Origin of the sequence: Draconibacterium sediminis, from assembly GCF_000949475.1 — a bacterium.
GTDB lineage: Bacteria > Bacteroidota > Bacteroidia > Bacteroidales > Prolixibacteraceae > Draconibacterium > Draconibacterium sediminis.
Genome location: NZ_JRHC01000009.1, coordinates 74,121 through 87,616 on the forward strand (window position 1 = coordinate 74,121; position 13,496 = coordinate 87,616).

The 13,496-nt window shown below is 41.6% G+C and carries 10 protein-coding genes, 2 tRNA genes and 1 other RNA gene; 3 read left to right on the top strand and 10 right to left on the bottom strand.

All coding sequences use genetic code 11. The features are described 5' to 3' along the window. Positions 1 to 78: 78 nt before the first annotated feature. The 10 genes from LH29_RS22730 to LH29_RS22780 all read right to left on the bottom strand — a co-directional run bounded on the left by LH29_RS22730 (position 79) and on the right by LH29_RS22780 (position 12,701). Positions 79 to 657 (bottom strand): flavodoxin family protein, encoded by a 579-nt coding sequence (locus LH29_RS22730; RefSeq protein ID WP_045033650.1) that lies wholly within the window; start codon positions 655 to 657, stop codon positions 79 to 81. Between the two features lie 67 nt (positions 658 to 724). Continuing rightward, a complete protein-coding gene (locus tag LH29_RS22735) occupies positions 725 to 1,378 on the bottom strand; it encodes a DUF4159 domain-containing protein (RefSeq protein ID WP_045033651.1) in 654 nt (217 codons plus the stop codon). A gap of 80 nt (positions 1,379 to 1,458) precedes the next feature. After that, positions 1,459 to 3,222, bottom strand: coding sequence for an ABC transporter ATP-binding protein (locus LH29_RS22740; RefSeq protein WP_045033653.1), 1,764 nt, complete (start codon positions 3,220 to 3,222; stop codon positions 1,459 to 1,461). After that, complete coding sequence (locus LH29_RS22745; protein WP_045033654.1) at positions 3,212 to 4,960, bottom strand: ABC transporter ATP-binding protein; 1,749 nt, start codon at positions 4,958 to 4,960, stop codon at positions 3,212 to 3,214. The genes LH29_RS22740 and LH29_RS22745 overlap by 11 nt, the downstream gene beginning before the upstream one ends. Positions 4,961 to 5,600: 640 nt before the next feature. After that, entirely contained in the window at positions 5,601 to 6,710 is a 1,110-nt protein-coding gene (locus tag LH29_RS22755) for a GTP-binding protein (protein ID WP_045033657.1), read from the bottom strand. A gap of 311 nt (positions 6,711 to 7,021) precedes the next feature. Next, complete coding sequence (locus LH29_RS22760) at positions 7,022 to 9,394, bottom strand: ABC transporter permease (protein ID WP_045033659.1); 2,373 nt, start codon at positions 9,392 to 9,394, stop codon at positions 7,022 to 7,024. A gap of 75 nt (positions 9,395 to 9,469) precedes the next feature. Further along, the gene (locus LH29_RS22765; RefSeq protein ID WP_045033660.1) at positions 9,470 to 10,168 is read right to left on the bottom strand and encodes an ABC transporter ATP-binding protein; all 699 of its coding nucleotides are present in this window, start codon (positions 10,166 to 10,168) and stop codon (positions 9,470 to 9,472) included. A 149-nt stretch (positions 10,169 to 10,317) separates the two neighbouring features. Beyond that, the gene (locus LH29_RS22770; RefSeq protein WP_045033661.1) at positions 10,318 to 11,160 is read right to left on the bottom strand and encodes a hypothetical protein; all 843 of its coding nucleotides are present in this window, start codon (positions 11,158 to 11,160) and stop codon (positions 10,318 to 10,320) included. Between the two features lie 14 nt (positions 11,161 to 11,174). Beyond that, positions 11,175 to 12,131, bottom strand: a complete 957-nt coding sequence (locus LH29_RS22775) for a glycosyltransferase family 2 protein (RefSeq protein ID WP_045033663.1) — start codon at positions 12,129 to 12,131, stop codon at positions 11,175 to 11,177. A gap of 18 nt (positions 12,132 to 12,149) precedes the next feature. Further along, positions 12,150 to 12,701: a DUF4199 domain-containing protein gene (locus LH29_RS22780; protein ID WP_045033665.1), complete on the bottom strand. Its 552-nt coding sequence runs from the start codon at positions 12,699 to 12,701 to the stop codon at positions 12,150 to 12,152. Positions 12,702 to 12,975: 274 nt separating this feature from the next. On the opposite strand from LH29_RS22780, the gene ffs reads away from it, so the two are divergent. The 3 genes from ffs to LH29_RS22790 all read left to right on the top strand — a co-directional run bounded on the left by ffs (position 12,976) and on the right by LH29_RS22790 (position 13,383). Beyond that, positions 12,976 to 13,074, top strand: an RNA gene (ffs, locus tag LH29_RS24405) — signal recognition particle sRNA small type. Between the two features lie 135 nt (positions 13,075 to 13,209). Continuing rightward, positions 13,210 to 13,283, top strand: a tRNA-Thr gene (locus LH29_RS22785). A gap of 15 nt (positions 13,284 to 13,298) precedes the next feature. Further along, positions 13,299 to 13,383, top strand: a tRNA-Tyr gene (locus tag LH29_RS22790). Positions 13,384 to 13,496: the final 113 nt, after the last annotated feature.

A 13,496-nucleotide genomic window follows, 5' to 3' on the forward strand; every position in this document is an offset into this window, starting at 1 on the left:
AATCTTTGATAAAGCTTTCAATTAAAACAATTAAGCATTTTTATATTCAATCTTCCATCAATCTATTTCAAGCTCCAATCAATCAGTTACAACCTTTTTCATCAGCCAGCTCATATTCTCGGCCAGCGTCCGGATGGTGTTTATTCCTTCTTCATCCTGCAGCACATCGCCCTGGTTTTTGCCAAAAGCAAAGTTCCAGTAACTGGAGCCGGGAACGATCATCTGGTTAATCAGGAAGAATCGATTCATAGTATCAAAAGTGGGCAAGGCACCGCCACGGCGCACTGAAATTACACCGGCACCAACTTTTCGTTTTAGCAAATGACCGTTGCCACGTGTAACATAACCGGCCACATCAATTAATGCTTTTATCTCGGTGCTCACATCGGCAAAATAAACCGGTGTGCCCAGAATAATCCCGTCGGCTTCAATCATTTTTTCGATGCAATGATTTAGCAGATCATTTTTAATGTGGCATTTGCGGTCCTGAATTTCGCGACATTTACCACAAGCCGTGCAACCGTGAACCGGTTTATTTCCCAGCTGAATAACTTCGGTTTCTATTCCTTCCGCCCGAAAGATCTTAAACGTTTCTTCTATTAACAGCGATGTATTTCCGTTGCGTCTTGGGCTTCCGTTAAAGGCTACTACTTTCATGAATTAAATTGATAAAATGTTGAATTGCTAAACTGTCAAATTGCTAAATTGAAAACTGATAAATTGTTTATTGTCCGAATACGTAGGCGATAATGTTGGCGCCCATTTTCAACGCTTTTTGGCGCAGGTCCTCCGGATCGTGGTGTACGTCGATATCTTCCCAGCCATCACCCAAATCGGTTTCGTAGGTGTAGAAACAAACCAGCCTGTCGTCGACAAATAGTCCAAATGCCTGTGGCGGTTTATTGTCGTGCTCGTGGATCTTCGGAATGCCTTCGTTAAAATCGTACTTCTGATGAAAAATCTCGTGCGACGGTGGCAGTTCTACAAACTCCTTGTCGGGGAAAACCTTTTTCATTTCGCGTCGGATATATTCATCCAGCCCGTAATTGTCATCAATGTGTAAAAAACCACCGCCTTCAAGGTAAACGCGCAAATTCATTGCATCGCTTTCCGATAAAATGATGTTGCCGTGCCCGGTTAAATGCACAAACGGGAAATTAAACAACTCAGGGCTGCCAATTTCAATGGTCGATGGCTCCGGATTTATGTTGGTGTTCAGGTTTTCGTTACAAAACTCTATGAGGTTGGGCAGGGCAGTAGGGTCGGAATACCAATCGCCGCCGCCATTGTATTTCAACAAAGCAATTTTTACACTGCTGCCTTGCGCGGCAACACCAAGTGTAAAAAGTAGAAACAGGAACAGAAATGAAAGTTTCATTTGCAAAATTTTCCGAAAAATACGATTCCTTACCGAGATGAAAAAATGCAACCGAAATCAATTACTAACTGAAGGCAATATTAACTTTCCATTGCTCCCCGCATTAGTAAGTCAAGGGCTTTGTCCAGCGAGCCGGCAGCTGTTATTTCTCCCGAGTTTACAAAGAAAATTTCATCGGCATTTTCAATTGTATTCAAGCGGTGTGCAATTATCACTTTTGATGTTGATGCAGGCAGGTTGTTGATGATTGTTTCCAGTTGATGTTCGGTAACGGTATCGATATTTGCTGTAGCTTCATCAAGAATGAGCAACTCCGGTTTTCGTAAAATGGCACGCATAAAAGCAATCAGCTGTTTTTGTCCCAGACTAATTCCGTCGCCCGTCATTTGAATGGTCGTTTCCAAACCACTATCAAAACGTTGCAGCAAACTTCCCAACCCTGCTTCTTCAAGCGATTGTTGCAGCTCTTCGTTGCTTAATGCAGCCATGGTTTCGTTGCCATATAAAATATTTTCCCTTACCGTTCCCGAGAATAAAATGGGGTCTTGAAGAATCACCCCGATTTTTGCTGTTCTTTCGGCAGGATCGTATGATTTTATGTCTTTTCCATCCAAAAGGATCGTGCCTTTTGTGGCGTCGTATAAGCGCGCAATCAACGATGCGGTAGTTGTTTTTCCGCCACCGGTTGGCCCGATAAAAGCATAAGTTTTTCCACGCTCCAGGTCAAAGCTAACCTTGTGCAGCACCTCTTTCCCGTTCGGGTAGCTAAACGAAACATCGTTAAAGTTGACCAGCGAAGCGTTTTTTTGTATTTCCGATTCCTTTGTTACTTCCAGATTGTTTTCCAACGAAAGCAGGTATGAGATACGATCCCATGCAGCCAACGCTTGTTGAAAGTTAGCCCAAAGGATGGCCAGCTGTCGTAAGGGATTGTAAAAGTTCATTACATAGGCAATAAAACTGATCAGCAAACCAATGCTAAAATTACCCTGAATAATGAGGTAAATTCCCAACGCCAAAACAATTAATTGCCCAAGGTTGGCCGCAAAAGTATAAACCGGATTAAGGACATTATTGGCAATTCCGGCATAAACCGAGTGCTTGTAATTTTCCTCGTTCGCGGCAGTAAAACGTTTTCGGAAATAGTCGCGGCGGTTAAAAGCAACTACCACCTTAAAATTGGCCAAACTTTCCTGAATTTCGGCAGAAAGGTCGCCCAGACTTTTTAAACTGGCTTCGTTCTTTCTGCGTATCCACGGCGAAATAATTTTAGTAAAAACCAAAAGAAGCAGGGCAGGAGAGAGTGCCGCCAATCCAAGTGGCAGGTTGATTACCAGAAGCAGAATTCCAGCACCGGTCATGGTAATAATTCCACCAATAAAACGCATCAGCGATTGCGAAAAGAACTCGTTTACCTTTTGTGTATCGTTGTTGATGCGCGATATCAGGTCGCCCGATTTATTTTGGTTAAAAAAGTCGAGCGGCAATTCCTGCAGTTTATGAAATACCGAGTTACGGAGGCTATACAACATACGTTGCCCGATACCGCCCATCATAATCATTTGAGCATAATTCACAAAAAATGCCACTACATACATCGTCAGCAAAATTCCGGAAAAGAGTAAAATTCCGTGGTAATCTTTGGTTTGCACATAATTGTCAACCGTATACCCAATTATATATGCGCCTGCCAGACTTAATGCAGCATTTATCGCAATTGCAGCAAAAGCGATAATCAGGTTACGGCGTTCGCCACTAATAATGGCCACCAGTTTCTTTAGTGATTTCAGAAACGGGAGCTTCTTCTCATTTTCATCGGGTGTACGATTCAGATTATAATTCATAATGGCTTGTGCTTTTTTGTGAGTTATAAATCTGAATATATTCGGGCGAATTTTCTTTCAGCCTTTCGTGTTTACCTGTTGCTACTACTTCGCCTTCCATCAGTAGAATGATTTGGTCGAAACCGGTAACAGGAGCTATCTTTTGTGTTATAGAAAGCAGTGTTAGTTCCGGGTAATTTTTATGAATATTAGTAAGGATTTTATCTTCGGTTTTTCGGTCGACCCGCGAAGTAAAATCATCGAGCAAAAGTATTTTTGGGTTTAAAGCCAGTGCGCGCGCCAGCATAATACGTTGTTTCTGTCCGCCCGAAAGACTGGTTCCCCGTTCCGAAACAATGGTGTTTAAACCGTCGGGTAATGTTTTTATAAAATCAGCCAGTTCAGCGGTGGCAATGGCTTTGTTTAAATCTACATCCGAAACCTGGTCATTAAACGCAATGTTTTCACGCAGGCTCATATTAAAAATCACATTGTCCTGAAAAACAAAACCAAGCTGTCGGTTTAAAACTTCGGTAGAGTAATCTTTAACCTGAATATTGTCGATGGTGATCGACCCGGAATCCGGCGGTATTAGATTGGTAAGCAGATAAAGCAACTGACTTTTTCCGGCAGCTGTTGGGCCGATAATCGCCGTCTTGCTTCCGGCTTTTATTTCGAACGAAATATTTTTAAGCACCGGTTTTTTGTCAAAGCTCAGTGTAATATTCTGAAGTTTAATATTTCCCGATATATCTGTTTCTACAGCGCCGTTATCAATCGGTGGAGGAGCATCCAAAACCTGCCTGATCCGGCCGTAAGAAGCCGTTGCCGAGGCAATAATATTGCTCATAAATCCGATCATCATAATCGGAAATATCAACATCATTACGTAGCTGTTAAAGGCTGCAAAATTACCCAGCGAAAGGGTGTCCATAACCACAAAATGTCCGCCAAGTGCCAAAATGATTACAATGGCTAAGTTGGCCACAAATGTTACGATGGGAATAAGCGCTGAGAACAGGCGAACAATGGCAAGTCCCAAATCGCGCGATTCAACATTTTTTTCTGCAAACTTGAGGATTTCGGGTTGTTGCGAATTCAAAACCCGTATAAGTGCCGAGCCCAGAATACTTTCGTTAATAACCCGGTTGAGGGCATCGATAATCTCGCGGCTTTTCTTAAAAAGCACTTTTACTTTTTTGAATACAATATAAAAGGCCACCGACAAAATCGGCACGATGGTGAGTACGGCCAACGCCAGTTTCCAGTTAATGGAAATCAACAGAACAGCTACGCCGAAAATGATAAACAACGATGAGATGATGGAAACGAATGCCTGCGAAACAAACATTTTTACCGAATCCATGTCTGAGGTAAGGTTGGTTAAAAGTTTCGATGGATTGGCTTTTAAAATAAAGGAATAACTCTGTTTCGAAATCTTGTCCGACAATTTACTGCGCAGATCTTTAGCTACTTTTTCGGCGGCTAATGTTTGCACTACACCCTGAAGAAAAGTAAAAATAAATATGCCTGATGCCGCCAGAATAAATTCGGTGATGATAGTTTTTGCATCAAATTGATTGGCTGTAAATGCGTCAATACCGCGGGCAATAATTCGCGGAATAAACAGGTTGATTCCGCTGCCGGCCAGTGCCATTATTATTAAGGCGGTTACGAGTGCTTTGTATGGTCCCAGCACCCGAAACAGGCCACCCCGCTGTTTTCCTTCTGTTCTTTTTTTACTTTGGGTTTTGCGCATTTTTAAAATTGTGGTGCAAATCTACCCAATTATAACCGTTTCCCCGGCAAAATGATTAATCGGATTCCAATTAATTATTAAAAGTTTAGATGCAGCTTTTGTAACGAGCAATAACTCAAAAGTTTCGGCAAAGTTATTTGTTGGCTAAAACAAAACATTCATGATTCCCAATTCTCATCAACAGAGATGAAAGTGAGGCCTATTGACAGCATTTCATAAAAATGGCCAGATTACAAGGCGCACACAACGATTGTGCTATGAATAGCTTACTGATTGCGCCTTTAAATTGCCGCACACCAACCCCGGGTTTCACCCGAGGTTAGTCACATTTTATCCCTTCGGGATATTGAACTGAATAACAAAGCTAAGACGAGTTTATTGACCTGAATGTCGGAATTGCAAGTTTTTTATGACGCTGGAAGCGTCGAATGTGAATAACCCGGTGCGTAGCGCCGGGATGAAACGACAGAAGGGAAATCGTCCGGCGAAGAAAGCAGATCGAAGCCAGATGGTTCTCCCGGACGAAACGCAAACAGTAATACACATAAAAAGATGGAGGCTTTCAGGAAAAAAAGTGCATAGCCAATGGCTACACACTTTACACTCAAAACACTTTATTTACAATTACCCTTTTGGCTAACTATTCTTTTCCTAGACAAAACACGTTTTTGTACCTGTGGGTTGGTTTTGGATATCCGGGACTCAGGTATTTCCATGCTTTAATTGTCGTCTCAATTTCAGTTCCGGAAACAACTTCCAGCGTTTCTTTTATTAATCTGTCCAGCTTTTCATGTGCAATTTCAACACGAGCATTTATTGTGAGTTGTGCGCTGTTTGACTTTGCCACTTCTCCTCGTATTGAAAGAGTTTTGGATGAGCCCGTAATATTTCCGGAAATGTATTCCTGATTGTTTTCAAGCAAAAGTTTTATGTGGCCTACACCAATTTGTTTTTCATCAATTTTTGCCGCTAACCGTTTTAAAAAGTCATTAATAAATATGTTCCAATCTATCTGTTTCCCTTGCAACGTTGCAGAACCGTTGAGCCATCCCAATACGGCTTCTCCCTCGGCATAGGTATCGTAATCAATTTCAACGATGCGTTGTCCGGCATTGGTGTTAGTTTCAAGTAGTTTCAACCATTCCTGTAAACCTTTGCCGGTTTTTGAACTGACGGCAAGTACGGTAGCAAAAGGATAAGCAGCTTCAACTTTTTGTTTCAGTCCGTCCAGCTCATTCTCGTTTAAAAGATCTGCTTTTGAAATAAGAATAATGTCGCTTTCCTCCAGTTGCTTTTTGAAAATATAGGCTGCACTCGGATGTAGTCCTGCAGTTCCGCCGTTTAAAATATCGGACAGTCGAACAGGATCGGCAAGAACGCTGAGTGGAGATAGTAACAAATCTTTACTGTAATTTTCTTTTAAAGGCTGCATTAAAGTGGCCGACAGATCGGTGCAACTGCCAACCGGTTCGGCAATAATTACATCGGCAGTAGCGTCGTGTTTTACTTGATATACAGAATCGATAAATCCCTGGTAGTTGCAACAAAAACAGCTGCCGCTAACCTCCGCAACATCTACTTTTGTGCGCAACAGAAATGAGGTGTCAACCAGTTCCGATGCCTGATCGTTGGTAACCAAACCCACTCTTTTTCCTTCCTCCATTAACCTTTGGGTGGCATTAAAAAGCAGGGTTGTTTTTCCTGCTCCCAAAAATCCTCCTACGATTATCAGCCGGGTTGTGTCTTTCATTTTCTGCCTTTTTTTCAATTGCTAAGTTTATAAAAATCGGGATTAAAATTGAAATGATGAGACAAATAAGCGGTTAGAACTGATGAATAGCGAAACCTTTTTGTCTTTATTTTTAGTGTTGTTGACTGGGATTTTTGATGAGAAAAGCGGAACACCAAAGTGATAACAATGGAATCCCGCTTTTATAATTTCTTTCTACTTTTTCGTATCAAAGTGCTTCAACACTGACGAAACTTTGTTTGTCAGCATTTTCACACATCTCACTAGTTGTATCGAAGTGCTTCAACCCTGATGCTTTGATCGGAATTTCGTCACTCATATCTGAGTGCCTCAACAGGGTTGCGGGTTGCAGCTTTATAACTCTGTACTGAAACCGTCAGCAATGCAATGGCAATGGAAAGAACTCCTGCCAGTGCAAATATCCACCAGTGAAGCTCGGTTTGGTAGGCAAAGTTTTGAAGCCAGCTGCTCATTACATACCATGCCAGCGGCGATGCAATTACAAATGAAATAAGTACCCATTTTATAAAATCTTTGTTGAGCATCGCCAGAATTTGCGAAACCTTTGATCCGTTTACTTTACGAATACCGATTTCTTTTCGCTTTCGTTCGATGGCAAAAACCGACAGGCCAAACAAACCTATACAGGCAATAAATATGGCCACAAACGAGAAGTATTGGAACAGTCCTGATATGCGGAGTTCGGAGTTGTACATGTCCTCCAGTCGCTGATCGAAAAAGCCAAGTTCAATGTTGGAGTCGGGAATAATCGTTTTCCAGTTTTCCTTTATTGCGGCAAGCGTTTGACTAAAATTTTCAGGTCGTATCCGCATGATCAATACATCTGGATTCTGATTTAAAGGGATCATCACCATGGGCTCAATTCCGTTGCGTAACGACTCGAAATGAAAATCTTTTGCGACTCCCACAATCCGGGCCCTTTCGCCGCCATTTCTGCCAAAGTATTTCTGTATCGGATCGCTCATTTTCATCCGGCGAATGGCTTCCTGGTTAAGTATCACTTCGCTTGAGAATTCACTTTCACTATCTTCAGTTAATTCCGTGGAAGGCGAAAAACTTTGTCCTTCGGCCATTGAAATTCCAAGGGTTTCGAAATACTCGCGATCAACCCGCATGGCGCAAATCAATACTTTATTCTCCGGGTCTTTGCCTTGCCAGTCGTAACCCCACGACGAGTTTCCTCCCCAAAACGGAAGTTTGTCTGCTTTTGTAAGGTTTTCTACGCCGCTAATATTTTTTAACGATGCCGAAAGCGCCTCATGTTTTGTTTTTGTCGCATCATCAAGATTGATGTACACCAGGTTATTCTGGTTGTACCCCAAATCGTAATTATTGATGAATTTTAGTTGCGAATTCACCGCTATGGTGCAAATAATCAGAATGATTGACAATGTAAATTGAACGACTACCAGCAGGCTCCTAAAACTGATTCGGTTGGCACTTTTTCGGGCCGCTTTTTTTAATACCCGCGCCGGTGCAAAGGATGAAATGTACAACGAGGGGTAGGCCACTGATAAGATGAGTGTCGTAAGGATCATTGCGATCAGCATAAAAATGAGGTATTTGTTACCCAATAACGACAAGGAAATATGTTTGTCGGAAAGTTGCCCGAAAAGTGGTGTAAAAGCCAGTACCAAAGCAGCTCCCAATACGATACTAATTAGAATCATCAGACCTTTTTCGTGAAAAAACTGCGATGTAAGATTCGCTTTCGTAGCTCCCAAAACTTTACGGATTCCAACTTCCGGCCGGCGTGTTTCCGAACTGGCTGTTGATGAATTCACAAAATTGATGGATGCTATAAGGACAATGATAAGCGCGATAGCCAAAAACTGGTAGATGTATTGTATACGGTTGTTTTCTCCGGAGAAAGTATACAAATGGCGTTTTGCATAAGGGAACAGGTAAATGGATGTATTTTCCTGTCCTTTTTCCTGTAGAAAACCGGTGAGTTTGCTTTCCAGTTGATTGGCATCGGTGCCTTCGGTGAGCAGCAGACAGGTGAAAGGCCAGTTGTTTCCCCAGCGCGTGAGATCGGCACCCAGTTGCTCGGCTACTTTTATCGATGCCAAAATATCAAACTGTGTTGACGAGTGGTCTTTGGGATAATCGATAACTGCTCCAACCGTAAAGGTGTAGTTGCCGTAAACGGTTAGCATTTTGCCAATTGGCGATTCATTGGGGAAGAACAGCTGAGCAATTTTTGGCGTGATTAAAATTTTATCAGGAGCATCAATGGCATTTAAGTCTCCTTCAATAAGTTCGAACGAGAAAATATTTACAAACTCCTTGTCGGCCAGTGTCAGACTGATGTCTTTGTATTCGGTGGTTTCGTATTTTACGGGCAAACCGCCAAGGCTGGTAAAAGTGGTGGCATTTTCAATTTCAGGATAGGTTTGTTTTAACTCGTTTGCCAATGGAAAAGGTGTACATCCGGTGTGCAGATCCTGTCCGTCGGAATAAACCTGGTGTTCATAAACCTGGTACACCTGTCCGAGGTTGGCGTTAAATTTGTCGAAACTGAGTTCGTCAACCACCCAAAAAAGGATGAGTGTGGTAACGGCAATTCCGATGGCCACACCACCAATATTTAAAAAGGAAAAGAATTTGTTTTTCAGGATATTTCTCCATCCCAGTCTGAGGTTACGCTTAAATTCTGACATGGTTATTGTTTTTGGTTTTTATGATGCTCAATCCGATTCCAATGGAGTTAAGCAGTGTTTGTATGAACTACCTTTTTAAAGCATTATTTCTCCCAATTCTTTTTTAACCTCCTGGGTAATTACCATTCCGTCGAAAAGGTTGATAACGCGGTGGGCATATTCCGAATCGCGAAGCGAGTGTGTCACCATCACAATGGTGGTTCCTTCCTGATTTAGTTCAGTGAGAAGTTGCATCACTTCCAAACCATTTTTGGAATCAAGGTTTCCGGTGGGCTCATCGGCCAAAATTAGTTTCGGGTTAGCAACCACTGCACGGGCGATGGCCACACGTTGTTGCTGACCTCCGGATAGTTGTTGCGGGAAATGTTTCATTCGGTGACCGATTTTCATACGCTCCAGCACCTCCTCAACGCGCTCTTTTCGCTCGCGCGCTTTCATTTTCAAATAGATAAGTGGAAGCTCAACGTTTTCAAAAACAGTTAACTCGTCAATCAGGTTAAAACTCTGAAATACAAAACCAATGTTTCCTTTTCGAAGCATGGTTCGGTTGCGTTCTTTCAATTGTCCAACTTCCTCATTATCGAAAAAATACTTACCTGAAGAAGGATTGTCAAGAAGCCCGATAATATTTAGCAATGTTGATTTTCCACAGCCGGATGGGCCCATAATGGCTACAAATTCGCCGCTTTTTACATGTATGTTAACATCGTTTAGTGCACTGGTTTCAATCTCATCGGTTCGGAAAACTTTTGAGAGCTTGTTTGTTTTAATCATTGTTTATGGCTTTTGTTCGTTATAAAAAGTTGATTTGCTTTTTTATAAGACGACACAAAAAGCCACACGTTACAATAACATCGTAAAAAGTATTACATGCTTATTCGAAATTATTGCAAGATTAACCGGCCTGAACCACAGAACATTGACTATTCCTGCGGAGCAAGCGGCGTTGTAGGATCGTTGCGCTCGGCAAGATTGAAATACTGAAAAGCCTGAAATGTAAACGGGATAACCAATAAAACAGTAGTGATCACTGATGAAATGGCATTCAGTACCCAATACCAATTCGGATAATCTGCCGGATTGGTAATTTCTGTTGAGAAAATAGTGGATGAAACGCCCATGATCAGCGAAGGAATAGATAGTACAATACCTACTGCATACACAATAACTACGGCAATCAGGTTGATCAAAAGCGTATTCCACCAACTTGAATTCACCAGTTTCCACGAGCGATTGAGTGCATCACTAATTCCCTTCTTCTCGAAAATTAGGATGAAAACAAGCAACGAAAAGGTATTGGCAAAATACAATCCGGGAACTATACACATCATGGCACCAAAAAATACCATGATCACGAAGATGAAGTTGGCTCCGAGCGCCAGCAGGCTGTTGGAGAAAAACTTTGAACTGATATCGGTCAGATGAAAATTACCTTTTCCGTGTTTTATGTAGGCTTCAAGATAACTATAGTAGGTGCCCATTAACAGCGACTGCACAAAAAGACCAAAAAACATAAACATAAACAGGTTCTGGTAAAAAGGGCCAATATCGGCCATAAGGCTTTCAGGATTGGTGAGGTCGAACTGACTTAACACATTGCGTTGAAAATAAACCTGCGCACCGGCATATAAAACAACGAAAGGCAAAACATAAATGCCAATCATCCGAAAGATCGGCTTTGCTTCTTGTTTTAAAAAATCAAATGAATCGGAAATTACAACGCCAAGGTCACGCTGTTTACGAAAACGGATATCTTTTTGCTCCATGAAATAGAAAGGCTTTACTCAAATGTTTTTACATCAATTTGATATTTGTTACGGTCGCTCGAACTTCTCGATACTAATTCGCCAAGGAATCCGGCCAGAAAAAACTGAGCTCCGATTATCATCGATGTTAAAGCAATATAAAAATAGGGGCTGTCGGTAACTAAATGTCCGGTAATTCCGTTGTTCAGCTGAATGATCTTTTGAACTCCGAGGTATGCCGCAGAGGCAAAACCAATAATAAAGATCAGTGCACCCAGAATACCGAAAAAGTGCATGGGGCGTTTTACAAAACGCGAAATAAACATTACGGAAAGTAAATCAAGCGGGCCACGAACAAAACGTTCCAGCCCGAACTTGGTTACTCCATATTTTCGCTCGGCATGTACAACCACTTTTTCGCCAATATTTTTGTAGCCGGCCCATTTTGCCAAAACCGGAATATAGCGGTGCATTTCGCCGTAAACTTCAATGCTTTTTATAACGTTTTTACGATAGGCTTTCAGTCCGCAGTTCATATCGTGCAGCTTAATACCGCTCATCCGCCGAACGGTCCAGTTATATAATTTACTGGGCAGGTTTTTCGTAAGAACCGGGTCGAAACGTTTTTTCTTCCAGCCCGAAACCAAATCGAAACCGTCTTCCTTGATCATACGGTACAGTTCCGGAATTTCCTCGGGGCTGTCCTGTAAATCGGCATCCATGGTTATAACCACATCGCCCTGCACCGCCTCGAAACCACAATATAATGCGGCCGACTTTCCGTAGTTACGTCTGAATTTAATTCCTTTAATACAGGAATTTTCTTTCTGAAGTTGTTCGATCACTTCCCACGAGTTGTCGAGGCTGCCGTCGTCGATCATCATAACTTCATAGGAGAAGTTATTCCCGTCCATCACCTTCTTTATCCACGCCGCCAACTCGGGCAGCGACTCTTCTTCGTTAAACAGCGGAATAACTACGGAAATATCCATTAAAAACGCTTTTGAATATTAATATGAATCTTCAACTTTCTTCTTAACAATTGCCGCAACAATCAGCGAAATTATGCCTCCGCCAATAATTCCTGAAAGAGCTGCCTGGCGTAACGTTTTTGCAATTGTCGGAATTTCTTTAAACTGCTCCATAGCCTGGTCGATACTTGAATCAGGAACGCCACGGCTTTCCATAAATTCCAGCGTTTTTTGCTGCATGCTTGCCATCAGGTTTTCCATGTAATCCGGAGCAATAAAACTGTGGAAAATATAGGTGTAAATAACCAGGATGACAGTTGAAACAATGGTTACCATCATTACAAACTTAAAAGCCTCGGTAAAACTAATGTAGCCTTCAAATTCTTTATTGCGGTAATTTTTTGCGAAAATGAACAGAATTACAAAAGATATTACAAAAGATAAAAGAGCAACAATTAAAGAACCAAAAAGTCCTAGTGATTCCATGATACCGCCGGCCCAAATAACTACATTAAGGAAAATGGAAATTAAAGCCGCGTAGAGACCATAGGTTAAAGATGATTTAAGTAAAGGTGATGATTTTTGTTCCATGATGTTTGTTTTAATTATAGGTTTGACAAATATAAATGATTTTTTGGAGCATTTGCGTAAAACAATATATAGTTACATAACGGTTTTTGGGCTCGCTTTTTTCACATAATTTCTAAAAATGTTGGGCTTGCCCCTTGTGGCGTAAAAAAATGCTTAAAAATTTTCATTCAGTTGTATTTCATTTTCAATCTGATAAGTCGTTGTGTCGTGTTTAAAATTACGCGATAGAATGATTTTGTTTGGCGGAAGAACAAAATTTTCTACTTTTGTCGCCGGGTAAGTCCTGTGCGACCAGCTCCTGCTGAATCCCCCCAGGGTCGGAAGGCAGCAAGGGTAGGCGGTTGAGCGGTGCGACACAGGTAGCTTACCCACTTTTTTTCAAAAAGAAAAAGCGTTCAAAAAAGTGGTGAAAAGTTTAAAAAAGGTATTGCAGAATTAAAAATTAATTCTTTCCTTTGCACCCGCTGATTTGAAAAAGCAACGTTCTAACAAAAGATTGAGATAATAAGCCGAATTAGCTCAGTTGGCCAGAGCACGTGATTTGTAATCTCGGGGTCCCCAGTTCGAATCTGGGATTCGGCTCATTTAAAATATTTTGGGAAGATACCGAAGCGGTCAAACGGGGCAGACTGTAAATCTGTTGGCTCAGCCTTCGTAGGTTCGAATCCTGCTCTTCCCACCAAGGGAATAACTAAACAAGTTGTTCCCTTTTTTTATGGAATTCTATCTTTTGCAGACGATGGTTTAAATCAGCACGTTCTAAAAAAAAATAATGAAAAAATGCCGAATTAGCTC

Excerpts from the sequence above, each read along its gene's own strand:
- LH29_RS22770 (WP_045033661.1), bottom strand. The coding sequence starts at position 11,160 with ATGGAGCAAAAAGATATCCGTTTTCGTAAACAGCGTGACCTTGGCGTT.
- LH29_RS22760 (WP_045033659.1), bottom strand. The coding sequence starts at position 9,394 with ATGTCAGAATTTAAGCGTAACCTCAGACTGGGATGGAGAAATATCCTG.
- LH29_RS22755 (WP_045033657.1), bottom strand. The coding sequence starts at position 6,710 with ATGAAAGACACAACCCGGCTGATAATCGTAGGAGGATTTTTGGGAGCA.
- LH29_RS22735 (WP_045033651.1), bottom strand. The coding sequence starts at position 1,378 with ATGAAACTTTCATTTCTGTTCCTGTTTCTACTTTTTACACTTGGTGTT.
- LH29_RS22780 (WP_045033665.1), bottom strand. The coding sequence starts at position 12,701 with ATGGAACAAAAATCATCACCTTTACTTAAATCATCTTTAACCTATGGT.
- LH29_RS22765 (WP_045033660.1), bottom strand. The coding sequence starts at position 10,168 with ATGATTAAAACAAACAAGCTCTCAAAAGTTTTCCGAACCGATGAGATT.
- LH29_RS22745 (WP_045033654.1), bottom strand. The coding sequence starts at position 4,960 with ATGCGCAAAACCCAAAGTAAAAAAAGAACAGAAGGAAAACAGCGGGGT.
- LH29_RS22730 (WP_045033650.1), bottom strand. The coding sequence starts at position 657 with ATGAAAGTAGTAGCCTTTAACGGAAGCCCAAGACGCAACGGAAATACA.
- LH29_RS22775 (WP_045033663.1), bottom strand. The coding sequence starts at position 12,131 with ATGGATATTTCCGTAGTTATTCCGCTGTTTAACGAAGAAGAGTCGCTG.
- LH29_RS22740 (WP_045033653.1), bottom strand. The coding sequence starts at position 3,222 with ATGAATTATAATCTGAATCGTACACCCGATGAAAATGAGAAGAAGCTC.